The sequence below is a fragment of the Ensifer sp. VA4 genome, from assembly GCF_055710065.1.
On the sequence record NZ_JBVQPO010000009.1, the window covers coordinates 258,965 to 282,297 of the forward strand.

General features: G+C 61.3%; 18 protein-coding genes and 7 pseudogenes. 8 read left to right on the plus strand and 17 right to left on the minus strand.

What is annotated here, in order from left to right; genetic code table 11:
• Positions 1-137: 137 nt before the first annotated feature.
• Complete coding sequence (gene traA, locus AC0C6X_RS17780) at positions 138-4,757, minus strand: Ti-type conjugative transfer relaxase TraA (RefSeq protein ID WP_472954412.1); 4,620 nt, start codon at positions 4,755-4,757, stop codon at positions 138-140.
• A 223-nt stretch (positions 4,758-4,980) separates the two neighbouring features.
• On the opposite strand from traA, the gene AC0C6X_RS17785 reads away from it, so the two are divergent.
• The 3 genes from AC0C6X_RS17785 to traG are packed head-to-tail and all read left to right on the plus strand — an operon-like array spanning position 4,981 to position 7,407.
• Positions 4,981-5,268 (plus strand): TraC family protein, encoded by a 288-nt coding sequence (locus AC0C6X_RS17785; RefSeq protein WP_173519946.1) that lies wholly within the window; start codon positions 4,981-4,983, stop codon positions 5,266-5,268.
• A complete protein-coding gene (locus AC0C6X_RS17790; protein ID WP_173519947.1) occupies positions 5,258-5,497 on the plus strand; it encodes a conjugal transfer protein TraD in 240 nt (79 codons plus the stop codon). Before AC0C6X_RS17785 ends, AC0C6X_RS17790 begins: the two co-directional genes overlap by 11 nt.
• Complete coding sequence (gene traG, locus AC0C6X_RS17795; RefSeq protein WP_173519948.1) at positions 5,488-7,407, plus strand: Ti-type conjugative transfer system protein TraG; 1,920 nt, start codon at positions 5,488-5,490, stop codon at positions 7,405-7,407. Before AC0C6X_RS17790 ends, traG begins: the two co-directional genes overlap by 10 nt.
• Before the next feature lie 42 nt (positions 7,408-7,449).
• On the opposite strand, the pseudogene AC0C6X_RS17800 reads toward traG, so the two are convergent.
• Both AC0C6X_RS17800 and AC0C6X_RS17805 read right to left on the minus strand, forming a co-directional pair.
• Positions 7,450-7,876: pseudogene (locus AC0C6X_RS17800) on the minus strand (hypothetical protein).
• Positions 7,873-8,142, minus strand: coding sequence for a type II toxin-antitoxin system prevent-host-death family antitoxin (locus AC0C6X_RS17805; RefSeq protein WP_472954414.1), 270 nt, complete (start codon positions 8,140-8,142; stop codon positions 7,873-7,875). The pseudogene AC0C6X_RS17800 and the gene AC0C6X_RS17805 overlap by 4 nt, the downstream one beginning before the upstream one ends.
• Before the next feature lie 314 nt (positions 8,143-8,456).
• Between AC0C6X_RS17805 and AC0C6X_RS17810 the strand changes: the two are divergent.
• Both AC0C6X_RS17810 and AC0C6X_RS17815 read left to right on the plus strand, forming a co-directional pair.
• Positions 8,457-8,665 (plus strand): annotated as a pseudogene (locus tag AC0C6X_RS17810) (hypothetical protein); the annotation flags it as partial.
• A 238-nt stretch (positions 8,666-8,903) separates the two neighbouring features.
• Positions 8,904-9,205: pseudogene (locus tag AC0C6X_RS17815) on the plus strand (WGR domain-containing protein).
• A 94-nt stretch (positions 9,206-9,299) separates the two neighbouring features.
• On the opposite strand, the gene AC0C6X_RS17820 reads toward AC0C6X_RS17815, so the two are convergent.
• The 10 genes and pseudogenes from AC0C6X_RS17820 to AC0C6X_RS17865 all read right to left on the minus strand — a co-directional run bounded on the left by AC0C6X_RS17820 (position 9,300) and on the right by AC0C6X_RS17865 (position 16,261).
• Entirely contained in the window at positions 9,300-9,467 is a 168-nt protein-coding gene (locus tag AC0C6X_RS17820; RefSeq protein ID WP_173518220.1) for a hypothetical protein, read from the minus strand.
• Positions 9,468-9,819: 352 nt separating this feature from the next.
• Positions 9,820-10,143, minus strand: coding sequence for a DUF736 domain-containing protein (locus tag AC0C6X_RS17825; RefSeq protein WP_173519950.1), 324 nt, complete (start codon positions 10,141-10,143; stop codon positions 9,820-9,822).
• A 623-nt stretch (positions 10,144-10,766) separates the two neighbouring features.
• Positions 10,767-11,164, minus strand: a pseudogene (locus tag AC0C6X_RS17830) (type II toxin-antitoxin system VapC family toxin).
• A complete protein-coding gene (locus AC0C6X_RS17835) occupies positions 11,161-11,427 on the minus strand; it encodes a type II toxin-antitoxin system Phd/YefM family antitoxin (protein ID WP_173519953.1) in 267 nt (88 codons plus the stop codon). The pseudogene AC0C6X_RS17830 and the gene AC0C6X_RS17835 overlap by 4 nt, the downstream one beginning before the upstream one ends.
• A gap of 325 nt (positions 11,428-11,752) precedes the next feature.
• Positions 11,753-12,174: pseudogene (locus AC0C6X_RS17840) on the minus strand (hypothetical protein).
• On the minus strand, positions 12,164-12,424 hold the full coding sequence (locus AC0C6X_RS17845; protein WP_173519954.1) for a type II toxin-antitoxin system prevent-host-death family antitoxin: 261 nt from the start codon (positions 12,422-12,424) through the stop codon (positions 12,164-12,166). Before AC0C6X_RS17845 ends, AC0C6X_RS17840 begins: the two are co-directional and overlap by 11 nt.
• A 520-nt stretch (positions 12,425-12,944) precedes the next feature.
• The gene (locus AC0C6X_RS17850) at positions 12,945-13,454 is read right to left on the minus strand and encodes a GNAT family N-acetyltransferase (RefSeq protein WP_173519955.1); all 510 of its coding nucleotides are present in this window, start codon (positions 13,452-13,454) and stop codon (positions 12,945-12,947) included.
• The gene (locus AC0C6X_RS17855) at positions 13,455-13,739 is read right to left on the minus strand and encodes a type II toxin-antitoxin system TacA family antitoxin (RefSeq protein WP_173519956.1); all 285 of its coding nucleotides are present in this window, start codon (positions 13,737-13,739) and stop codon (positions 13,455-13,457) included.
• Positions 13,740-13,938: 199 nt separating this feature from the next.
• A complete protein-coding gene (locus AC0C6X_RS17860) occupies positions 13,939-14,880 on the minus strand; it encodes a DUF2493 domain-containing protein (protein ID WP_173519957.1) in 942 nt (313 codons plus the stop codon).
• A gap of 334 nt (positions 14,881-15,214) precedes the next feature.
• Positions 15,215-16,261, minus strand: a complete 1,047-nt coding sequence (locus tag AC0C6X_RS17865) for a DUF7146 domain-containing protein (protein WP_173519958.1) — start codon at positions 16,259-16,261, stop codon at positions 15,215-15,217.
• Between the two features lie 431 nt (positions 16,262-16,692).
• Between AC0C6X_RS17865 and AC0C6X_RS17870 the strand changes: the two genes are divergently transcribed.
• The 3 genes from AC0C6X_RS17870 (at position 16,693) to AC0C6X_RS17880 (ending at position 19,156) form a co-directional block, all read left to right on the plus strand.
• Entirely contained in the window at positions 16,693-17,373 is a 681-nt protein-coding gene (locus AC0C6X_RS17870; protein ID WP_247960048.1) for a ZinT family metal-binding protein, read from the plus strand.
• Positions 17,374-17,677: 304 nt separating this feature from the next.
• A complete protein-coding gene (locus AC0C6X_RS17875; protein WP_472954419.1) occupies positions 17,678-18,868 on the plus strand; it encodes a DUF1173 domain-containing protein in 1,191 nt (396 codons plus the stop codon).
• Between the two features lie 87 nt (positions 18,869-18,955).
• Positions 18,956-19,156 carry a hypothetical protein gene (locus AC0C6X_RS17880; protein ID WP_247960046.1) on the plus strand — a complete coding sequence of 67 codons (201 nt, stop codon included), beginning with the start codon at positions 18,956-18,958 and terminating at the stop codon, positions 19,154-19,156.
• Here the strand turns inward: AC0C6X_RS17880 and AC0C6X_RS17885 are convergent.
• From AC0C6X_RS17885 to AC0C6X_RS17900, 4 genes and pseudogenes are all read right to left on the minus strand, one after another.
• Positions 19,146-19,448, minus strand: coding sequence for a hypothetical protein (locus tag AC0C6X_RS17885; protein WP_472954422.1), 303 nt, complete (start codon positions 19,446-19,448; stop codon positions 19,146-19,148). The two genes, AC0C6X_RS17880 and AC0C6X_RS17885, sit on opposite strands and share 11 nt — an antisense overlap.
• Positions 19,449-19,535: 87 nt before the next feature.
• Positions 19,536-19,913: pseudogene (locus tag AC0C6X_RS17890) on the minus strand (DUF932 domain-containing protein); the annotation flags it as partial.
• A gap of 74 nt (positions 19,914-19,987) precedes the next feature.
• A complete protein-coding gene (locus AC0C6X_RS17895; protein WP_472954424.1) occupies positions 19,988-21,847 on the minus strand; it encodes a reverse transcriptase/maturase family protein in 1,860 nt (619 codons plus the stop codon).
• A gap of 612 nt (positions 21,848-22,459) precedes the next feature.
• Positions 22,460-23,272, minus strand: a pseudogene (locus AC0C6X_RS17900) (DUF932 domain-containing protein); the annotation flags it as partial.
• Positions 23,273-23,333 lie beyond the last annotated feature (61 nt).

Sequence of the window (23,333 nt, forward strand, 5' to 3'; positions counted from 1 at the left end):
GGGCTGCCGTGACGCTTTCAATTATCACCGTCTCACGCGCCGAACTGCTGCGACTCTTTGAGCGATGTTGATGCCGCGCCAAGCAGCAAGGATCGACGGCCGATACACTTTAGTGGATGAAGCTCTTTGAATTGCCTCTACCGCTCGACACCACGCACCCAATTGATCGCCTGTCGTTGGCGCTCGGAAACGATCTTCTGACCGCTATCTGCCCGCACGATCTGCTGAAGAACCTTCAGCTTCTCCTGCATTGCCTCGAAAGCATGCCGTTGCGCTGTCGACACAAAGTTGAAAATGTCCTCGTTCCCACGCAGGACCGCATTGCGGCCGAAGCGCTCGTCGAGCGCCCTGCTGACGGCGATGAATTCTTGGGCGATGCGCTGATCGAGCAGACCCGCGGCGGCTTCGAGCTTGCCGTCCTTCTTCTTCATCTCCGCCACCAACTGCCGCAGCGCATCCTCAGCCGTCTGCGATAGACCGGGAATGGCGACCGCCATACGCTGGCGCTCTCCGACGATCGCCTGGGTTTCGGCCTCAAACGCGGTGGCATACGACGCTCCGAGGGAACGGACACAACCTGCTGCTTCTGGCACAGCCTGAAGCGCGGCCTTCCGCTCCCGGCCGACAGCAAGTAACTTGTCCATGATGCGGTCGGAGCCGCGCAGCGCGCCGTAGGCGGCCGGATCGTTGCTGACGGCAGCAGCAATCCGCTCACCGGCGACGCCCTTCGCGACAAGCTCCTCGATCTTGGCGACCGCGCCAGCCGGATCGCGCCAGACGCGCGTTGCCGCATCCACGAGGGCGGCGCGACGATGAATGTAATGGGGAACGGCAAGCGCCCTTTCCCGCGCTTCATCGGCGATCGGTGTCTTGAACTCTGTGACGGCGGCAAGCATGGGCAACACGGACACTGCCTCCTTTCCGAACTCGACGCATGCGCCGGCAACGACTTTCGAGCGATCCTGCTTTTCTGCGAGATGCTGCTCGTCGCTGAAACGCCTGATCGTCTCGAACAGGCGCACTAGCTTTTCACGGTGGTCAGTGGCGAGATTTTCCGGCATGCGCTCGGCAACATTTCGCTCGGCGATAGGATCGGCCTTTGCGGTGAAGGCACTCCAGCCGAAGCGCGCGGTCAGCGCCTCGTTGACGGCCTTGATTTCCTGGACCAGCAAGCGGTCCTCTACGGCATAAGAGAAGGCCGTCTTGTAGGCGTCGGTCCCGCCGCGCTCCCGGACCGCCTCGACTTCGACGAGACGCGCCATCGCCTGTTTCGAAAGCGCGGGAATGGACAATGACATATAAGCGCGCCGCTGCTGCTCGCGAATGGCGAAGCGCTCCGCCTGCCTGCGGAACTCGGTTGCATGCGCGCGCGCCAACGGCAGCAGTTCCGATAAGGTGGCCATGGCAGCATTGCGCTCTTCGCGGGCGGCACGGCCATCGACCATCAGGTCGGATCCCCGCAGTCGGCCAAGGCGGTCTGGTGCAAGGCCAAGATCCTCGGCAAGCTTACGGGGCTCGATGGCCGCGTCCGACGCCAGTGCATTCAGCGCGGACAGCGCGCCATCGGGGTCGCGATAGATATTCTCGAGCACTGGCCGTAGGATCGCCTCCCGCTCCTTCCACGGTTGCGAGGAGAGTTGCGCGAGACGCGCATCCTCTTCAACGCTGCGGGGGAATTCGGTGGCGGGTGGGATCAAATAGCTTCCACCCAACGGGTTGCCGGCAGCGAAGGATACTCTGCGTTCCTCGCTGTACGAGACGCTCCGTTCCCGTTCGATCGCGAAATCCAGCGCAATGCTCGCCCGCTCCCAGAGCTTCGCCAGCTGCGACTGCATCTTCGCAAGCCACGCCGACCGTCGCGCCGCCCCCTCCTCCAATTCCGCAATGACCCGGGCCAGCGTGTCGACGCCGCGCCGCCGGGCAAAATCACGGGCATGCTCCCGATAGCCTTCCTCGCTTTCGAAATCGAGCGTCGTCGTCTTGGCGCCAGATCGCCCAAGGCGCTCAACAAGCTGTTTGAACACATGCGGCCGATGGCTTTCCCGCTCGATCCTAGCCTTGCGCGCATCGGCAGGTTCGACTTGGGTTCCAATCCAGACGTTACGCTCGACTTGACGTACCTCGAGGCACTTCTTGCCGGTCTTTTCATTGGTGACGGGTACCTTTACCGTGACCGTTTCGACGCCATCCTTGCGGAGCGTCACAGTATCGCCTGTCGAGATTCCACCCTCCTCAAGTGCTTTCGGCAGGCTCACGCCCCAAAGTCGATGAACGGTCCCGTCGTCCGTCCTCACATCGGCGTAGGGGCTTTCCTTGGCATCATCATCATGCGGCCGGAACTTGGCCAACCCGGTGTCCACCAATTCACCAGTGACGCCGGCTGCATGGTCGACACGGGGCCTGCGCCCCCATTGCGGCTTCGGTTCAAAATTCTCGCGCGCAGCGTAGAGATCCGCGCGGTCACGATGCCTGGTCATCGCCACATAGGTCAGATGCCGGTCCATCATTCCGGTGGCGAGCACGAAGGTTCGGTCGACGGTCGAGCCTTGAGATTTGTGGATGGTCGCGGCATAGCCGTGATCGACATTGCTGTAGCTGTCCTCACTGATCACGACATCGCGGCCATTGTCGAGATGCACCGTCAGCAGCGCGTCTGCGCGTTTGTCGCCGGATGAAACGACCGTGCCAAGCATGCCGTTCTTCACATATTGGGGACCAAGGCGCTTCGCCCGCCGTTCAAGGAAGCGGGCGTTTTCGAGGAAGATGATCCGGTCGCCCGCGGCAAACTCGCGAAGCCCACGTGCCGTCCGGAATTGGCGCGCACCTGTCAGCGCGCCCTCGTCGATCATGACCTTGCGCAGGGCCTCGTTCAGCTTCCGAACGTCATCGTTGGTGTGGGCAAGCACAAGCAGTTCGTCGCCGCGAAGACGTCCCGGATACTCGCCCACGGCAGATTTCTGAAGTAGGTCACGGCGGGCATCGGCCCAATCGGCAACGATGCGGTCAATGATCTGGGCCCGGGTTTCGGTCTCGACAATGCGGCCCCTCTGCGCATAGGCGTCGAGGCCCTCTTCGACCTTGCCGCGCGCGAAGAGACGGGATGCAGCGCGTGCCCAGGCGTCCCGCTGCCGCCGCACGCCCGCAAGTTCCGCATAGCCGATCCGTTCGGTAATTGCCCGGAACGCCGCACCCGCCTGGATCGGCTGCAGCTGCATCGCGTCGCCGACCAGTACGGCTTTTGCACCTGCGTCCTCCACGGCTTTGAGGACACGCGCCATCTGCTGCGAGGAGATCATGCCGGCCTCGTCGATCACCAGCACATCGCCGCGACCCAACTGTTCACGCCCCCCGGCCCAGGCAAGCTCCCAGGAGGCCAGCGTTCGCGACCGGATCCCGGAACAGTCCTCCAACCCTTCCGCGGCCTTGCCGGCAAGGGCCGCGCCGATCACCCGTCGGCCATCGCTTTCCCATGCGACGCGAGCCGCCGAAAGCAGCGTCGACTTACCGGCGCCGGCAAGCCCGACGACCGACGCGATAGCATTATCGCGCGTGACATGACGTACCGCATTGACCTGTTCCGCATCGAGCCTGAAGGACTTTTCCGGATCGGCCGTTTCGACGCTTCGGACGGCAACAGCCACCTTGGCACCGGAAACACCGAAGCCCTTTCGCATCGACATAACCTCGGCCGACTGCGCCATGTCATATTCTGTGCGCAGGATCCGCCGCGTGGTGAATACCGCCGGCTCTGTCACCTTGCCCGTTTGGGTGTCGACCTGCTGCGCCTTCAGCAGCACCAGATCATCCGAGGCCATGAGCCGCGCGCGGATATTGGCGAAGTGCACTGGATCATCGACATAGCGGTGCAGCGCCTTGGCGATATCGCGCTCGTCAAAGGTGGAACGTTCGTTGCCGAGCTGCTTGAGGAGAAGCTCCGGATCGGCAAGCAGCCGGTCGGCCATCTCCTGCCGCCGCGCCAGGTCGGCCGGCGCGAAATACATCTCGGCACCCTTGCGCACGAGCGCCGCCTTCTCCGGACCAAGGTGTTTCTGCGCGATCCCATCGAGGCCTTGCTCGGCATAGGAGCGGCCGTCGAGGCGGATCTCATGGCCGGCCAGCGCCAGGTGGCGGTTGACCGTTTCCGCCCACGCGACCTTCCACGCCTTCATGGTTTCCTTGTCGCCGGCCCAGAGCTTGTAGACAATCTTGCCGTTCGGCCTGTTCGGTGTGACGACACGCAACGGTTCCCCATCATCGCCGAGAACTGGCACCTTCTTCGGCCCAAACCCCTCCTCCGTAAGAGGCCTGAGCGTCGTCATCAAGTGGATATGCGGATTGCCGTCCTTGTCGTGATAGACCCAGTCAACGACCATGCCCTTCGACGTGAAATTGTCCCGGACGAATTCGCGAACCAGGGCGATATTCTCCGCCCGCGTCAGCTCTTCCGGCAGCGCGATGATCAACTCGCGGGCAAGCTGTGCGTCCACCCGCGCCTCGAAGGCGTCGAGGGCATTCCAGAGCGCCTCGCTTGCCTTGGCAACGGGTTGTCCGTCGATCGCCATCTTCAGCCAGGCGGGGATCTGGTCTGGCAGGGCCAGCTCCTCATGCACCAGTTCACGCGATCCGCCGCGATAGCTGAAGGATGTCCCAGCCTGTTCGTCCATCATCCGGGCGCGATGGCGGTAGGCAGCCGCTGAGACGATGCTGCGTCCCGCGCCCCTGCTGATCACCTGTGCTCTGACGAACATGATCGCCACTGATATCTCCAAGGCCTCTCAAGCACGTCGCGCCAGCGACGTATATTGCGCCCTCAAACCGATCGGACCGAAGGGCCGATGCCGCTTCTCCAGAACACGGCCATTTGCCGGAATTCCGGCTGCGACGTTCTCGGGATAATGCAAATTGGCCTATTTTACTATCATAAAACAGATAGTATAATCAGTGCCGCTGAGATTGCTCCAACAAGGGAAGGACGCTGCAATGGCAGCAAAATCATCGATCACCGACATCGACGCCCAGATCGAGAAGTTGCGCGAGCGCAGACGCTCGATGATCGCAAAGTCCGCCGAGCGCTTTGCCCGCGCCGCCACGAAATCCGGGCTGGCGGAAATGGAAATCACCGATAAGGAGCTCGACGCCGTCTTCGAAGAAATCGCCGCGCGATTTCGCAACGAGGAAAAGAAGGGGGTGGCTCACGCACCTGCTTCGCCGCGTCGACAGCCAAATGGCGGGTCTGGAACGCCGGCGGAGGTTTCTCATGACGGCTGATCGCAAGCGCGAGGCACGCGAGAAGTTTTTGCTCGGCGGCATCGTCGTTCGCGCCGGTCTCTCAAAAGCCGATCGGGCGTTTCTGCTCGGCGGTCTCCTCGAACTGGCTAGAGTTGCTCCGGGCTCATCAGAACATCGGCGCTTGCGCGACATGGGCGAAGAGGCATTCAAGGCGCCTTCGCCGGCTGCAACTGAGACGCGAACCCGGGAGACGGCGGAATGGCATTGAAGGCAAAACCACATCCGAGCCTGTTGCTCATTCTGGTACCGATCGCCGTCACCACCTTTGCCGCCTATGTCGTTGGCTGGCGCTGGCCGGCGTTCGCCGGCGGCCTGTCCGGGAAAGCGGAATATTGGTTCCTGCGCGCGTCGCCTGTGCCGGCGCTGCTGTTCGGACCACTGGCAGGACTATTGAGCGTCTGGGCGCTGCCATTGCACCGGCGAAGGCCAGTCGCGATGGCGAGCCTCGCCTGTTTTCTGACGGTCGCCGGGTTCTACACGCTGCGTGAATACCGCCGGCTGTCGCCCTCAGTGGAAAGCGGTGCGCTATCATGGGACCGGGCACTGTCCTATCTCGACATGGTCGCCGTCATCAGCGCGGTCGTTGGCTTCATGGCCGTGGCGGCGGCCGCGCGCATTTCCACCGTGGTCCCCGAACCAGTGAAGCGCGCCAAACGCGGGACCTTCGGGGATGCGGACTGGCTGCCGATGGCGGCGGCAGGAAAGCTGTTTCCGCCGGATGGCGAAATCGTCGTCGGCGAGCGTTACCGGGTCGACAAGGACGTCGTCCATGAGCTGCCCTTCGATCCGAACGATCCGGCTACATGGGGGCAAGGCGGCAAGGCGCCGTTGTTGACCTACAGCCAAGATTTCGACTCCACCCACATGCTATTCTTCGCCGGCTCGGGTGGATACAAGACCACAAGCAACGTGGTGCCCACGGCGTTGCGTTATACCGGGCCGCTGATCTGCCTCGATCCTTCCACCGAGGTCGCGCCGATGGTGGTCGAGCACCGCACCCGTGTCCTCGGCCGCGAGGTGATGGTGCTCGATCCGACGAACCCGATCATGGGCTTCAACGTGCTCGACGGCATCCAGACATCCAAGCAGAAGGAAGAGGACATTGTGGGCATCGCCCATATGCTTCTATCCGAGAGCGTGCGGTTCGAAAGCTCGACGGGATCCTACTTCCAGAACCAGGCGCACAATCTCCTGACCGGCCTGCTGGCGCATGTCATGCTCTCTTCCCAATACGAGGGACAGCGAACCTTGCGCAGCCTCCGACAGATCGTATCCGAGCCGGAGCCCTCTGTTCTGGCGATGCTGCGTGACATTCAGGAGCATTCCGCGTCCGCCTTCATCCGCGAGACGCTCGGCGTCTTCACCAACATGACCGAGCAGACTTTTTCGGGCGTCTATTCGACCGCGTCGAAAGACACACAATGGCTCTCGCTCGACAGCTACGCCGCGCTCGTCTGCGGCAATGCGTTCAAATCGAATGACATCGTCTCGGGCAAGAAGGACGTCTTCCTCAACATCCCGGCATCGATCCTGCGCTCCTATCCAGGCATCGGCCGCGTCATCATCGGCTCGCTGATCAATGCCATGATGCACGCCGATGGCGCGTTCAAGCGCCGCGCGTTGTTCATGTTGGATGAGGTCGATCTCCTCGGCTACATGCGCGTACTGGAGGAAGCACGCGACCGCGGCCGCAAGTATGGTATCAGCATGATGCTAATGTACCAGTCAGTGGGCCAGTTGGAGCGGCATTTCGGGAAGGATGGCGCGACGTCGTGGATCGACGGCTGCGCCTTCGCCTCCTATGCCGCCATCAAGGCGCTCGACACGGCGCGCAACGTCTCGGCGCAGTGCGGCGAAATGACGGTCGAGGTGAAGGCAAGCTCCCGCAGCATTGGCTGGGACACGAAGAACAGCGCATCGCGCAAATCGGAGAGCGTCAACTTCCAGCGCCGGCCACTGATCATGCCGCACGAAATCACCCAGTCGATGAGAAAGGACGAACAGATCATCATCGTTCAGGGGCATAGCCCGATCCGCTGCGGGCGCGCGGTCTACTTCCGGCGGAAGGAGATGGATGCAAAGACCAAGGCGAACCGCTTCGTCAAACCGATGCAGTGACGACCGAAGCTTTACGGCAATGAGGCTTTCGCAAGCGTAAGGTCAGCGCAATCGGCTGACCTCCATGGCTGACTTGCTGCGACTGATGAATTCGCGCAGCAGCGGAAGGAAGAAGGCCTTGCTGAAGCGGCCGGTTGGCGGCTCGGGCTCAAGATAGAATGAATTTCCGATAATGTCGGTATGATAATGTCGGTATTAAGTTCATCGAAGATGATCCAAAGCCTGCGATCGGCATCGAGGCCGGCGCGGCGTTTTTCGATCGCCGGCACTTCCACGGCAAACCGCGACGCCTCCCGCTGCTTGGGGTGATGGGAAAGAAGAGAATCAAATCGCCCTGCGGCCGCGGCATTCTCACGCTGACGGCGACCGGCCGCTCCTGGCGTCCTTCTGTCTCTCCACGCCCAGCTTCTCGCGCCCATAGGTAAGGCTAGCGTATGACGCTTGCGGTCTGGATCAGTTCGTAGTTCATGACCGACCTGCCTCATCCTCGTCGGCATAGGCTTCGACGGCGTTTTCGAACTCGGCAAACAACTCATCGGGCGTCGTTTCGAAGGTCCCGACAGTGCGCCGGTCCGACTGCTTCATCAGCCGCAGATAATCTTCGATATTGAGGAGGACCAAACGGGGTTTATTCCGCTGGGTGATGGTCACTGGATGACGCAGGGCCTCGGCGATGATGTCGCCAGACTTAAGCGATAGGTCGCTGGTTGAATAGGAACCTCTTGATTTAGGCACGTGGCCCTCCTTACTGCTGTATTTGTTGCTAAATACAACATTTCCAACAATGCAGAATTTGTGGGGTGAGACTTTGTCGTTATCCTGCCGGCTCACGCTGGAAACGGCCCCATTCCCTCCGGGTCCGCGGGCCCCTTCTCTCTGGCGTCCTTTCTTACGCCAGCAAATCCGGCGTCAAGGACGGCGCGGCCTCTCCCAATTTACAGCAAGCGACAAAATCGCCCCCCGCCGCTGGCGAGTTGCGTGCCGCTGTCCTTGACCCTTCTTTGCAACAGAGTGATCGATCTCCGTCATCAACGAAAGGAAATCGCATCATGACAACCGATCGGAAACGCATCTACACCAAGCTTGCCGTTTCCGGCTCGTCGCCCTCGCAAACCAGTTCGGCTGCGAGAGCGATTTTCGCGGGAGCTTCACGATCGCCTGGTTGAAGGGCTCGATGCGGCATTCGATCGGGTCCCCGCCATCATGGGAACGAAGTGTGCTCTTTGGAGAGGATGAATTCACCGAACATCGCCTCGAGGAATTGAATCTCTGACAGCCCTGCGGCGGGTCGAACTGGCCGCACCATCGTGCGAGCGGGGACGTGACCGGGGCGGAGACTGTTTGCGGGCTCTCTGAGCGAAGCGAACAGCACTCGCTCGGCTCGCCCGAACAACGATCTCCAGCCTCGCCGATCGATCACGAAAGTGAGTCGGAGGGGGCGAACCGGTTCATAACTGTCGTTGCACGCGAAAGCCGGAACGGGCGTTTCTTCCGCCATGCTCAGTCAACCCCGTCAGTTCTACATCGAACGCACAAACGCGATGAAAAACATGGCGCGCTTCTACGCGCTCGCGATCGAGCCGACGCTGCTCGGCACGGCCTTGTGCCTGACGCGACACGATGGGGACGCATCGGGACGGTTGGGCAGGCCATGGTGCATCACTTAGATAGGGAAGAGGATGCAGTGCGCATGTTCCTCCAACTTCTACGGCTGAAACGGGCGCGCGGCTATAGACCGAACACACGTGTTCGACGTGAACACATGGCCCGCGGGTTGCTCGCAGCGACCGTGCCCTGATCCTTGCCGGTGATCATTGGTACGAAGCGGAGCTTCGGGTCGGCGCGCCGGTCGATCCGGCGTGTCGGCCCAGGCGAGAAGGCAAACGCCGCCCTCAGAAGGGCGGCGCGGCGTCAATGGTGCCCTCCTGTTCGGCGATCGCTGCCGCCAGTTCGGCCTCAGCGATTTCCAGTTCCGCTTCGATCTGGCGGCGTTCGGCCGGATCGGCATTCTTGAGTTCCCGGCGCAGCTGTTCGATGTGGATTTCAAGGGTAATCGTCATCGTCGCCATCTCCTTGGATAGTGTGAAAGATGACGCCCGGGGGTCGTGAGGATCGGGCCGGGTCAAGGATCGCGTCAGCGACCGGCGGAGCCGGCGAGCGGAGGAACCGATTTTCTGATGGTGCCCCTTCGGGGCAGCGGCTGAAAATTGGAGGGGCCGCGATGTCCTTGAGGCGGCGCGATCCTCACGGCAGACTTGCGTATCTGAGCAGACATGTTTTCGTCTCGTGTGGCACGACAGGAGGAGCAAAAGCGGGCTCGACGCCCGCTTTTGCTCCTGATGCTGCGCGAAGCGATCAGACCGCGAAACGGCGAAGGCGGCCCCGATCGCTCGGGGCCGCTCGCTTGACTCGTCAGTTCGGATTGTTCCAGAGGATCACCTTCTTGCTCGGATCGCCGCCAGGTGCCTGTGCGAGGTTGCCGAATATCACGCCGATCTCGGGGGCCTCCAGCTTCACTGAGAGGTATTCCTCGCCGGTCTGGCGGGCAATGCGGTTCCAGGCTGCGCCAATCTCGAAGCCGGTCTTGCGGTGGATGACGCGGTAGTCGGGGGCTTCTTCGCTCGACTTGCTTGCGTTCGGGACGATGGCGATCGGGGCATTGACCCGGATGGTCGCGAAGACGCCTTCGAGGATGCCGTCGTTCTTCTGCGTCAGGGTTGCGATCGTGGTGGCCATGGTTCTGTCTCCTTCGGTTGCTCGGGACCATTCCCGATGGCGCACGAAGAGACGGCCGACCTGCTGCGGTCAGCTCGGCTGAAAATTTTGCAAAATTCTATTTTCCGCCAAGACAAAAGAACCGAAATCGAATTTTGCAAAAATTTCGGGCGAGTCTTACCCCGTTTAGGGGTTGGCCGCGAAGGCAGGCGGTCGTCTATACGAGCGACATAAAACGGGAATGGTTCGGGGCAACTGAAGGACGCGACAAACCATCATAGCCGCCCGGCCCAGCGCTGCGGGGGTATCGGTCACGCATCCCTTGGACGTTTTGCCTCCAAACCAGTCAATTGCGTACACTCGCCCGCTCCCAACTACAGCAGGCGGGTGAGTACGTCCCCTGTCCGATATCATCCCTTTGATGATCCGAGAGGTCAGCCGCGGCGACGGTATGCCGCCTCCAGACACTGCGGCAATACCGGGTGAAGCTGTTCGCGTGGGCATCAGATGAGTGATCTTTTCCCCACTCGTCCGCCCGCGCCCGGCCATCTGAGCCGTCGATGTTCGCCAGGCACATCGCCACTGGCAAGCGCGCATCCGAGCATCGGAGCCGGCTTGGTCAGCGGAACCAAGCCGGTCGGAGATCACGAGACAACAGGATCCGCGCAAGTCACGAACGGAATGCCATAGAGTGCGACATTCTGATCCTGGGAAACGAAATGCGCTCCCTCCGCCATAGCCTGCGCCATGAGAAGATGATCGAAGGGATCACGGTGATGAAGCGGAAGAGCCCTAAGAGCGATAAGATGCGCATCTGTGATATCCAGCCGATCGAAGCCCTGACTCGGCAAGATCGCAAGAATCTCTTCTATATCGGCATCAAGTTTGCCGATCCGCAGCTTCACGGTGATTTCCCAAGGGAGACCGCACTGACGAGGACGTCGTTCTCAGGATCGCCGATAAGGCCTCGCGCATGATCCCCGAGCTTCTCGTCGTCGTTCAGCCACCACAACAAGGCATGCGTATCGAGCAGCAGCCTCACGTCCCATCTTCCATGGACTTTAGAATATCCGCCGGCAGGCTGTCGAAGTCATCGGCAACTTTGATCTTTCCGCGCAATGCACCTGGCTTCCGTATGACGACGTCTGACGACGGCGGGCCGATTTCCGCAACGACCTTATGATGGGACGTCAGGACGAACCTCTGCCCGTCTTCGACCTGCTTGAGGAAGGACGTCAGGTTGCCGCGAAATTCCCGCACGCCGACGCGGCGGGGCGTTGATGTCTGCTGCGGGGATTGAGGCATGGCGAGGCTCCGTTTTCAGCGGGAAATGTGTACACAATTTTTAAGAAATGCAAGCGTCTCGCGCCGTGTGGAGAGACGGCGACTCCGGCCGGCATGACGAGGGCATCTCTTGTCGTGAGGCGGAAGGGCGCGGCCTCACTCGCCTGCACGTCGAGACGATCGCGGTTACCACCAACAGCACCGCGATATCTCGATGCACTGGCCGGTGCGGAGATCGACCAAGGCGATCTTGCCACGTCCCGTCTCGGCACAATCGCTGTCGCCTTGACAGACGCTCGCATGCTCCGATCCGTCGGCCCTACGCAATTGTGGGGCCGGCGTTCGCTTACTCCGTCCGATTGACGCGTCGTCCCGATTTGCGCGACGCCTCGCAAAAGGCTGCGGCAATCCTCATCATGAAGACCTTGCTGAACCGTCCAAGCGCTGGTTCGTCCGGCTCGATGTACCAGGATCGTTCGGCGACATCGTAATTGTATTCGTCGACAACGATCCAGCAGCGCTTGAAGTCGCTGAGGCCCGCCCGCCGGCACTCGATATCGGAAACTTCCAAGGCGATCCGATCGGGCTGCGGCGGTTGGGTCGTGATCGCGAGAAGCGCCAGATGGATGAGTCCGTCATTCGCGCCACGACAGCGACCACGACGCAGGTCGGCCGGGTCTTCCGGCCTTCGGTTTCGCCGCGCTCGTGCTGCCACGCCCAGAGATAGGGATAGACAATCACCTGACCGGGCAGGAACTCACGACTCATCATCATACCCCTCGCCGCGCGCGAGCCGCTCGATCTCCGCGGCGAAGAGTTCCTTATGTTCCTCCGGCATATCCGAAGCGCGATGGGCGCTGCGCGGATCGCCGCCGGTGCGCATCCGCTCGTAATACTCATAGCTCATCAGCACGAAGCGAGGTTTCCGGTGCTTGGTGAGAACGACGGGTTCGCGGCTCGCGGCGTCGGTGACATCGCCCACCTGCTTGTTGAGATCGCCTGTCGTGAACTGACGCATGGTCATACTCCTTTGTCGTTCTCCATAATATCCATCTTTTCCAGATTTGCAAGAAAATGGCACTTAGCGCCATCTCCTGCAGCCTGCGAGACAGGGGGTGCTAGTGACATAGTGCCCGGTCCGGCGAAGTCGCCGGCTGCACCGTTCGAACCTTGAAACTGCTTGCGACACATGACCTATGTTGAACGACAGATGACGCAGGAGAAAGACCTTGGCCATCGCTACCGCAGTCACCTCGACAGACATCCGCCTGCTCCGATCCGTCCGTCCTAAGCAATTGGGCTGGCATCACTTGACGTCGGTGGGTTCGCGCTGGCAGGAGCTCAAGGCTCGGCGTCATAACCCCTCGCCGTTCGCCAGCCGGTCGATCGCAGCGGCGAAACGTTCCTTGTGTTCTTCTGGCATCTCGGAGACACGATGGCCGCGTCGAGGATCTCCACCGGCTCGCATTCGCTCGTAATGCTCGTAGGAGGTCTGGTCGCTATAAGCTGGCTCGCTCGTGCCAGCGCCACCCGAGAATCTAGTGCGTCGCGTCCGCCAGCCAAAGGCGGAGGTCCTGAATGGAGCGCATGAGGATCGATGGATTGTCCCGGGAACCGATGAAGCCCCAACCCTGCCAATAGCGTTCGGCTTCAGCATCGATCGCCCGGACGACAGCGGCACGGCCGCCGACGATCTCGGCTCCAGCGATACAGCGGCGCAGCGCATCCTTGACCAGTCCGCTGCCGATACCTTGTCCGGCGTAATGCTGATCGACCGCAAGCTGTCCAATGAGGAGGCAAGGAATGGGGTCCGGAGGACGCCCGGTGCGGATCGCACGCGGCGCGCTGTTTGGCTGGATCACGCTTGGTGCGATCCCGTAATAGCCGATAACGGCGCCGTCGTCGTGAACGACGAGAACACGGGTGAAGCCGCGCGCCTGATTGGTCCGCGCAAAGCCGGTCAGCCACGCATTGAGGGCCGGCTTGCCGCAGTCAAATGCCTCGAGCCGGTGCGTGTCATCGAGGAGTTCGATCCCTGAAAGCGCCACCTAGCGTTCCCAAGGCGCTGACCGGCGCAGCCGCTCAGCCGCCTTCGGCGGAGGAGCGGCCGGCGGGGCGGAGATCGCCTGCATGAAGGCATCATAGGCGTCGGGCGAGAGGCGGATGACAGTTTCGTTGACAATCGCCGCCTGCGCCTCGTGCAACGCGGCGCGGCGCATAAACTCAGTGCGTGAAAGGCCGAGTAATTCCGCGCCACGATCGATGATCATCAGGTCATCGTCGCGGAATCGCATTGAGACGGGTGTTTCCTTCCGGGGAGTTGTCGTAGCCATGGCTCGCTCCTGTGCTGCGAGTGTATATACAATTTCGTAACGCGGATTGCAATACCTCTATTCAGGCACCGTGCCAGCCGCTCGCGGCCGGCCGCGCTTCGCGCGGCGGGTTTCCAGCGCGCGCGACGAACCCGACGGTCGGGTTCGTCGTCCCCAGTGATAGAGGAAAGACGGCGCAAGAACAGAGGGAAAACGGCGCTTACGCGCCATCTCCTGCAGCCTGCCAGACCGGGATGCCGAGTCGGCGAGCCTTATCGGCTAGATTGCCGGTGATGCCAGAGCCGGGAAAGATGACGACGCCTGATGGAATGACCGAGAGCATGTCGTCGTTACGCCGAAAAGGTGCCGCCTTGGCGTGCTTCGTCCAGTTCGGTTTGAAGGCGATCTGCGTCACCTTGCGCGCCTCGGCCCAAGAGGCGGCGATGCGCTCTGCACCCTTCGGGGAGCCGCCATGCAGCAGCACCATATCAGGATGTTTTGCCAGGGCCTGATCGAGTTTCGCCCAGATCCGTTCGTGATCGTTGTAGTCGATGCCGCCACCGAAGGCGATCTTCGTGCCGGCCGGGATCAGCACCTCGGTCTCGGCGCGACGGCGGGCGGAAATAAAGTCGCGGCTGTCGATCATCGCCGCGGTCATGTTGGCATGGCTGACCTTGGAGCCTGTCCGCGGCCGCCACGCGGATCCGGTCTGGGCTTCGAAGAGATCGGCTGCATAGTCGCGCATGAACTCGAAGGCGTTGCGGCGCTCGAGGAGCGTGACACCCTCGGCGATCAGACGCTCAAGCTCGACGCTTTTCACCTCCGAGCCGTCCTGCTCGCTCTGCCCGGCGCGCTGCGCATCCTCGTTGCGTTGAAGCTCGCGCTGTATGCGCTCGCCGGCGCGGTGGAAGAGGTTGACCGTCGACCAGAGCAGGTCTTCGAGATCGGGCTCCAGCCGCGTGTCGCCAAGCATCTCGAACATGGCGTCGAAGACCGCGGTCAGCGCCGACTGGACAACCGGCTCTTCGGGCAGCGGCCTCGGGTCCGGCTCGTCCTGGAAGGGGCGATGGCCGTAGATCTGCATCTCGTAGATGAAACGGTCGGTCGGGGAAGACGCATGGTGGGGTTCGAAGGCGTCGTCGAGGGGGAGGGTAAGGTTCATGATGGTCTCCGTCGGTTGCGGCCGCGCCTCTCGCGGCCTGACGGCGATCCCTCTCCATGCGGTGGCGGGGCGGAACCGCGGCGCTTGAGCGCCGCGGCCCAGCGAAGCGCCGGGCGGCGGAAGAAGGGTTTCTTGACTCGCGAGGAATGACGGGCCGCTTTGCGGCCCGGCAGGGGAAGAAACCCGACTGACCCGCTGAAGGCCCGACCGCCGCATGGTAAGGGTCGCCTCTCGGCAGGCCCGTGGGCGCGCGCCACACGATCGGCGACCGGTTTGGACCGGTCTTCCCTGCCACGCGGCGCCACACCCGCTCCCGCCTTCCCGTCCAGCCGCATCACGAGGGCAGAAAGGCCAGAGCGTCTTCCGGTGCGAGCTGGGCTCTCACATGCCAAATGAGCCGCTCGGGCCCGAGCCGGCGCAGGTCCTCGTTGAAGTCGCCGAGTTCCGGGGCGAGCACAAGCGGCAGGACCCCGAGCGCCTGCGCACGGCGGCTCAGTCCCTCGATAGCGTGTCGACCTGCGGCATCGGCGTCGGCACCGATGTAAAGGCGCAGGCATCCATCGGGCAAGCGGAAGGCGGCGAGGTGATTTGCGGTCAGCGCCGAGACCATCGGCATGCCCGGCATCACATGCGAGAGGGACAGAATGCTCTCGAGCCCCTCGCCGGCGACCATCACCGGAACGGGGCCATGGACCGGGAAACGGAAGCGCACTGCGTTGCCGAGCAGATTGCCAAGAGCGCGGCGGGGATCCTCGACCTTCGCCTTGCCGACGCCGTCCGGATCGAGCCCAGAGGACCCGAGATAAGTGCGATGGACGCCGGTGATCGCGCCGGAGGGATTGGTCACGGCGGCGATCAGGGCCGGATAGCTCGACGTGCTGCCGGTGACGAGGTCCCGGTAGTAGCAGGACGGATGGAACCGCAGGGCCGGATGCACGGAGGCCCGCGGGATGGCGCGCTGACGCAGATACCGGTCGGCAAGCGTGCCGGCGAGCGGCTGCGTCATGCGGAACAGGCGCTTTGCCCGTTCGCCTGCCGGTCTATCGACCGGCGGCTCGGTGTGGGCGTCGCCCCTGCGGGACGACGCCGGATCGGGGAGGCTTAGGAAACGGCGCGCCTCCTCTGCGACATCACGGAAGTCCACCAAGCCGCAGGTTTCTCGAACGAGGTCGAGCAGATCGCCATATTGACAGGTTGCTGCATCTGTCCACCGCCCAGCGCGCGGGCCGGAGAGATGGACATAGAGCGACTTGCCCTTGCTGTTGGCGACATCGCCGACGATCCAGTAGTTGCCGGCCCGATGGCCGGCGGAGAGGTAGTAACGGCAGACGGCCTCGGCGTCGCGCGCGAGACGATCGGCCAATTGAGAAGCGGACAGCATGGCGATCACCCCCGTGCAGTGTCATGGACGATGGGATGCCGTTCGACGAGGCGAGAGAGGATCCGCGCTCCTTCCTCGGATGCTGAAATGAAGAACCTGAGCTTCGACCGGTCGGCACAGAGACGATCGTGAAGTGGGGAACTCCTTGCCGTCCGGCGCCACATGATCGTTCGGGCCTTCAACTCCGATGACGATCCCAGGGGCCCGGACGGGACGAGGCTCTCTCACTCGCTCGCTTTGGTCGGCCCTCCCCCAATGCGGCCCTCCTCTCACCTCCCGGGGCGGCGCGTCCGACCGTAATGGCTCGCGGTATCGCGCGGCCGAACGGCTCTTGCGTCGCCACCGAAAGCAGGATAACCGACCTCTGTAATGTTATTACATATTCATCACCAAACATGACCCGAAACCGGATAACCGAAAAGGCTCCAAGAATGCAGAAGATGATCAAAAGACTCGGCTACGCACTCAGTGTTTCGTCAGCACTTCTTTTCGCGGGACAGGCTCTTTCCGAGGGGACGTCGGGCGCCCAAACATCATCCGGGCATGATCACGCCCATAGCCATTCCCATGGTGCCAAAGGGTTTGTGTACGAAGGGTATTTCGAGGACGATCAGGTAAAGCCGCGCGCGCTTTCGGATTGGGACGGCGATTGGCAGTCCGTCTATCCCTATCTGGTCGATGGGACGCTGGACCCGGTCATGGCGGACAAGGCAAAACACGGCGGCAAGAGCGCCGACGAATATCGCGCCTACTACGACGCTGGATATAAGACCGACGTCCATCGGATCGTCATCGAGGGCAGCAACGTCACGTTCTTCCGCGGAAAAGAGTCTATCAGCGAAAACTATGAAACGGACGGCCATGAAATCCTCACCTACAAGAAGGGCAATCGCGGTGTCCGCTACGTCTTCAAGAAGACCGGTGGTGATGGTACCGCGCCGCAGTTCATCCAGTTCAGTGACCACATCATCGCGCCGGAGAAAGCGGGCCATTACCACCTCTATTGGGGCAATGACCGTGCCGCCCTGCTGAAAGAAGTCACCAACTGGCCGACCTACTATCCGTCACGTCTGAACGGCAAACAGATCGTCGACGAAATGCTAGCGCATTGAGCTAACGTCGGCTGACGGGCCGGAGTGCCCAGATGCCTGAGTTCCCCGGCTCGCGAGGAACCGATCCCGATCAGCCTCGCCACGCCGAACGCGAAACACGGATGTCGTCATCGACGACGCCGTTCACCCCGGCCCATTGGGTTTTAGCCGAGCTGCGTTCCTCCGGCGCGCGCCGACGGCGGTCTCCGCGACCAACCCCGAAGGGCACAAATCTGCAACGCTATAGGTTTTTTACTATCTGTTTTTTGATAGTAAAATGGACGCTACCCGTGTACCTTCGGCTGAAAGCAAGGGGAGAACCAAAGTGCGAAACTTCACGATCGGCGATCAGACGCTGGACGAATCCTCGCCGGAGTTTCGGGCGCTGCTTCCGCATGCCTATGAGCAGAGGCTTCGGCCGATGTGCATGTGCAAGGAACCCCCGGTTGCGATGTATATCGCGCACCTGGAGGATCAGTATCTCATCAAGCGCATGCCGCTTTCGGGGCGCGACCACGATCCTGCGTGCGCCTCCTATGAGCCGCCCTACGAACTTTCCGGTCTCGGTCCCCTGATCGGCAACGCGATCCAGATCGATGCCAGCGGCAAGGCCGACCTGAAGCTGGATTTTTCCCTGACAAAACGCGGGCCACGATCGGCGCCAGGCGCACCGGCTGAAGCAGCGGAGCCAAGCGTCCGCAGCGAGCCCAAGAAGCTGTCGCTCAGGGCGATGCTGCATTATCTCTGGGAGGCGGGCGAACTGACGGAATGGCGCTCGACATGGGCGGGCCGGCGCGGCTGGGGCCGGGTGCGCACCAGCCTCATCAATGCCGCCTCGCAGATGACCGCAAGGGGCGGTCCGTTGAGCGACATGCTCTTCGTTCCTGAGGTTTTTCACGCCGAGGACAAGGACGGGATTGCTGCCCGGCGCGCCGCCGCGCTCAAGGGTGTGCAAGCGACAGGTTCGGGACCGCGCAAGCTGATGATGATCGTCGCCGAGGTGAAGGAGTTTTCCGCAGCCCGCGAGGGACACAAGATTGTCGTACGGCATCTGCCCTTCCCGCTGATGATCGAGGATGGCGCCTGGCGGCGCCTCGCAGCCCGCTATGAGACCGAACTGGAGTTGTGGAGCTCGAGCGAGGCATTCCATCTGATGGTCATCGCCACCTTCGGCATTTCGACCGCCGGCATCGCGTCGGTCGAAGAGGTCTCCCTGATGGTGGTCAACGAGCATTGGCTGCCATTCGAGGATATCCACGAGTTACGGCTTTTGGAAAAACTCAGCCACCTCAAGCGAAAGAGCGTCAAGGGCCTGCGTTTCAATCTACCCCGCGATGCGCCGATCGTGTCGGTGACATTGCCGGAACAGAAACCCGCGCCCGTTGCGATGTTCATCGTGCCGGCAAGCGCCGGGGATGAATACGAGCAGGCACTCACCGATATGATCGACGCGAGGCCGGAGATCGCACGTTGGGTCTGGAGGGTGGCCGAGGGCGAGATGCCGCGACTTCCTTGATACGGGAACACGGAGTTGCGGGGCGTTGACAGGGCGAGACGAATAAGAACACCTGCGCCATTATCTGCCTTTTTCAATCGGACCATCATGAAGCCTGAAAAGAAACCGTTCGTCGTCGAGATCAAAAATCGGCGTCGCCTGTCCCGAAAAGAACATTCGATTTGGGGAAAAATCGACCTGAAAGCTGCTGGCGATCAGGTCGGCGCTGAGGATAGATCCGGCGAGCATGATGCGCCGATGCAAAATTCCGATGTTGCGGCCGAGAAAATCGCCGAGATCAACGTCTGATCGCGTCATAGACCAGCTTCGGAACCGCCCATCCGTTGACGTAGAAATATCGCTTCGCCTTGAGACTAGCGATATAGGCGTCCTGGGCCTTGTAGGAGGCGAGCCGGTTGAAGTGCGTCCGGGAATAATCGATCATTCCGTCCCCTTCGGTCAACTCCAGCGGACCTGCCGCCGCCAGTTCCTCTATATGGGAGCGGAGCGATTTGACGACGCCGTCAAATCGGTACTGCCTGTCCAGGACGGCGTTCAGGCGGCCGCTCTGCATTGGAGAGAGTGCTTCGGTCTTGAACATGCGATTGCCTTTCCGTGAACGCGAAAACCCGGCGCGATGGCCGGGTTTTCATTGGAACGAAGGAGAGATTCCGCGCGAAGAGCGTAGTCAGGCCGCGCGTTCAAGCAGCTTTCGGGCCTTGCCCTCCAGTTCGAGCCGCGTGTCCTGATGGGCTTTTCCTCGAGCAAGCGCCGTGATGCCCTGGACAAAGTCGAAGATGCTCTCCGGCGGCCTCCCTTCTTCGGAAAGCACCGTCTCGATGATCTTGCCGGTTTCGGCCTTGGAGAAGCCGCGCTTGCGCAGGAAATCCGAGCGATCCTCGTCATTTCGCGCAACCACCCGTTCACGTGCAGCGCGAATGCCGGCGATGAAGGGTGCGGGCGAGGAATTGGCGAAGTTCGTCAACGCCGGGGCGGCTTCATGGGCAAAACGTTGTGCCGCGAACTTCGAGTGCCGGATGGTGATTTCCTCGAAATTTTCGGTGCCGTCGGGTAGGGGCGAGGGTTCCCGGTGGGATGATCCTCTACCCCTCCCACGGAACCGGACGTGATAGTTTCCCATCATCCGGCTCCTACGTTTGCATTCATACGATCCAGTCTTGCCTGTAATCGTCCGGCATGGTGGGCGACATGGCAGTCACGGCAGAGCACGACGCGCTTTCGCGTGCGCGCAGCCTTGACGTGGGTCCACAGAGTGGTGCCCCGCATATCGCTCATTTTGCGGACGTGATGTATCTCCACCGGCACATCTTTATTTCCGCACGCTTGGCATACCCTTGCCCGGAGCCGATCAACAAGATCGGTTCGACCGTTGAAGTGGATATGCATCTGCATTTGGTGGTCGACGTGCCGAGATGCCGAAGCAGGTTCGACATTTTTGAGGCGGAACATCTGCATGAAGAGCCGTTTGTGACGGCCATCATACCACAAGCCGAGGCGATCCCCGTTTCGGAGCCTCTCCGCTGTCGTCTTGACCGAACATTTGTGCTTCCGCGAGAGGGTCTTCATGAGGCTCCACCACCAAAGATGGTAAAGCCGTCCGACCTGCTGTTTCCAGAGCGTGCCGAGCTTGTAATATTCGGCCAGCCCTCGCATCATGGCATTGTATCCGGTCAGGATCGCAACGTCTGAGTTATTGATCACTTCGCAGCGCGCTTCGCCCCGGTCGGCATAGAGATTTCCGAGACGATTGCGTTCTGCAAAGCGGGCGAGCTTTTCCATCGGGACATGAAGTTGCATGCGATCATCCGCAATTCGCACGGTGACGGCACGTCCGCCAATCACAGTGCGCCTTGTACGACCATCGCCGTACGTCTTCAGTTCATATCCGAGGAACATGGCCCCCTCGTCCGCCTTCCTGATTCCGCTTTTCTCCGCGGACACCTCCAGCTTCAGTGTCTGGGCCAAAAAGGTTTTGACCTCATCCATGATGCTGCGGGCATCCTCCTTGCTGCCGATCACGCCGATCACGAAGTCATCGGCATAGCGGCAGTAACGGAGGCGGCGATAGTTCGGATCGAACGGATCGAGGGACGGTGCTTCTGACCGTCGCCGCTCCCATTCCCTGATTTCTTCGAGCAGCCGGGGAATTTCTTCCTCGTTGCCATTGGCACGCCGTCGATCGATCATCCTGCGGCGGATCTGTATCCTTTTCGAAGCTTCCAGATAGGCAGCACTGCGCCGCCGTTTCTGGCCCCTATCGAACCGTTCCTTCACCTTCGCCATGAACAGATCGAGTTCATGGAGGTAGACGTTAGCGAGGATCGGCGAGATCACACCACCTTGCGGGGCGCCGCTGAAAGTCTTGTGGAACTTCCAGTCTTCGAGATAGCCGGCCTTGAGCATCCGCTGGATCAACTGCAACAATCGATCGTCATCGATACGCCTGCGCAGCAAACCAAGCAGAATGTCGTGATCGATGTTGTCGTAGTATCCAACGATATCGACCTCGACCAACCATTTCATGCCATGCCATGTGCGCCTGATTTCGGTCAGGGCTGTGTGGCACGACCGCCCCCGGCGGAAGCCGTGCGATTGTTCCGAGAAGATCGGCTCGTAGACATGTTCGAGCAAAATCTTTACGGCCGCCTGCACCAGCTTGTCGTCCGCAGTGGGAATGCCCAACGGACGTTTCTTTCCGTTGGCTTTGGGGATGTATCGCCTGCGCGCCGGGGAGAAGCGGTACGATCCGTCCATGACCCGTGCGATAATCCCTTCCATCCTTTCAAGCGAGAAGCCGTCAAGAGTGTTTTCGGGATCAGCGCCAGGAGTCAGTGCCCCCTTGTTGGGGGCGATCTGCTCATAGGCTCTTTCCCAGAGGGTTGGGGCCGAGAGGAGCCTGAACAGGCCGTTGATACGTTTTCCCTGACGAGACAGGTCGATGATTGAGCCCAGTCTCTTCTCTACGGTGTGCGGTTGCATCAGCATACCTCCGTTATGAAGTTGAAAGACCCAGCAAACGCGCCGCCCTTCACCCGCGCAGAGGGGATTCCCCATCCGGTTGCCCGGTCGGTTTCACCCATACCCGTCCATCTGATGATGATGGTTGTCCCGGGCATTACCCCGGGCGTTTGGCTAATATGGCGGCTCCGTCGCCCTACGGGACATCGAGCGATCCCCGCTTAGGCGATCCCGTGTTTACACGATCAATGAGAAGCGACGTGGTTAGGTGGCCCGTTCGATCATTGGCCCTTCGACGAAGGGTGGGCCGTGCGACCAAGTTTAGGAAGACGCTATGGGGTAGTCTTCCCTTCGCACGGCACGACGCGTCAACCATTGCTGCGTCATGACCCGCAAAATGTCCCTGATCTGGGCTTCACGCAATCCAGCATTCACCATACACGTCTTGCCCTGACGTCCCGATAGCCTACAATGATTTCGACCCGGATGACGCCTTTTCCCGGCATGCTATTGTCCCCTGCCGGTTTCCCGGTCGCAGCCATTTCTGGCCAAGGTAAGTCGGGTGGGCATCAGGCTGTTCTTGGTTTCCTGAGAAGTCTCCTTCACTCAATTGATCGCGCCGACACGGCGCACCCAAAGATTGCGATTGGCACAAACTGCCCTGAGATAGAAGGATGCGATGCCGAGCGTCTTGGACCCGACTTCGGAGTTCCAGGCATAGAAGCCGCGGAAGTAGAGGTCCGGCTCGCCGTTCGGTAGGCGGCCGGCCTCGATCGGGTGGGTGTCGTCGACGAGGAACAGGAACACATCGCGGTCGCTGGCGTAGAGCGTGGTCGTATCTTTCGTGATATCGACGAACGGATTGTGGGTCATGGTCGACCAGTCGAGCACGCCCGGGACCTTCCAGATCGTATCGCCGGTTCCGTTGCCGGCGATGCTCATCACGGCGGCAACCAGATCCTTATCCCAGATGCGGCCATACTCGGGGCCGGTCACCGCCCGGAGCTCGAGACGGCCGTCATCCATCTCCAGTGTTTTGACCAGTTCGGCGTTGTTGTTCAGGAGCCCGTGCTGAAGATTGATCGCCGCCAGAGGTGCCGGCAGTTGCCGCATATAGCTCGCAGGCGCACCGACCAGGCTGCAAAGCTGACCGTAGCTCCAATGCGTCGGCGCAATCGGCTCACGCCCGCCGGGAACAATCAAGGCGAGACGCTCGGCATTGTCACGGGTGGCTTCCACGCGGATCTCCGCGCTTTCGACGGTTCGAACACGGGCGCGATCGGTTCTGGCGCTGACCGCGCGATGAAGATCGGAAAGCGACAGGTAGCGCTCATCGGCGGGGCGGGAGAACCATTCGGACGAGACGCGGCCAAGGCGTTCGCCGCGGGAAATATCGACCTTGAAGCCGGACGAGACCGGCCGCGGGCTGGAAATGATGGTGTTCATGCTCAAGTCTCCTGAAACGAAGAAGCCCGGCTGATCGCTTGCGCGATAACCGGGCTGGTGG

Coding starts and splice junctions, on each gene's coding strand:
- AC0C6X_RS17785 (WP_173519946.1), top strand. CDS start 4,981: ATGGCAGCAAAATCATCGATCACCGACATCGACGCCCAGATCGAGAAG.
- AC0C6X_RS17790 (WP_173519947.1), top strand. CDS start 5,258: ATGACGGCTGATCGCAAGCGCGAGGCACGCGAGAAGTTTTTGCTCGGC.
- traG (WP_173519948.1), top strand. CDS start 5,488: ATGGCATTGAAGGCAAAACCACATCCGAGCCTGTTGCTCATTCTGGTA.
- AC0C6X_RS17820 (WP_173518220.1), bottom strand. CDS start 9,467: ATGACGATTACCCTTGAAATCCACATCGAACAGCTGCGCCGGGAACTC.
- AC0C6X_RS17825 (WP_173519950.1), bottom strand. CDS start 10,143: ATGGCCACCACGATCGCAACCCTGACGCAGAAGAACGACGGCATCCTC.
- AC0C6X_RS17835 (WP_173519953.1), bottom strand. CDS start 11,427: ATGCCTCAATCCCCGCAGCAGACATCAACGCCCCGCCGCGTCGGCGTG.
- AC0C6X_RS17845 (WP_173519954.1), bottom strand. CDS start 12,424: ATGCGTCAGTTCACGACAGGCGATCTCAACAAGCAGGTGGGCGATGTC.
- AC0C6X_RS17855 (WP_173519956.1), bottom strand. CDS start 13,739: ATGGCTACGACAACTCCCCGGAAGGAAACACCCGTCTCAATGCGATTC.
- AC0C6X_RS17860 (WP_173519957.1), bottom strand. CDS start 14,880: ATGAACCTTACCCTCCCCCTCGACGACGCCTTCGAACCCCACCATGCG.
- AC0C6X_RS17865 (WP_173519958.1), bottom strand. CDS start 16,261: ATGCTGTCCGCTTCTCAATTGGCCGATCGTCTCGCGCGCGACGCCGAG.
- AC0C6X_RS17870 (WP_247960048.1), top strand. CDS start 16,693: ATGCAGAAGATGATCAAAAGACTCGGCTACGCACTCAGTGTTTCGTCA.
- AC0C6X_RS17880 (WP_247960046.1), top strand. CDS start 18,956: ATGAAGCCTGAAAAGAAACCGTTCGTCGTCGAGATCAAAAATCGGCGT.
- AC0C6X_RS17885 (WP_472954422.1), bottom strand. CDS start 19,448: ATGTTCAAGACCGAAGCACTCTCTCCAATGCAGAGCGGCCGCCTGAAC.
- AC0C6X_RS17895 (WP_472954424.1), bottom strand. CDS start 21,847: ATGCAACCGCACACCGTAGAGAAGAGACTGGGCTCAATCATCGACCTG.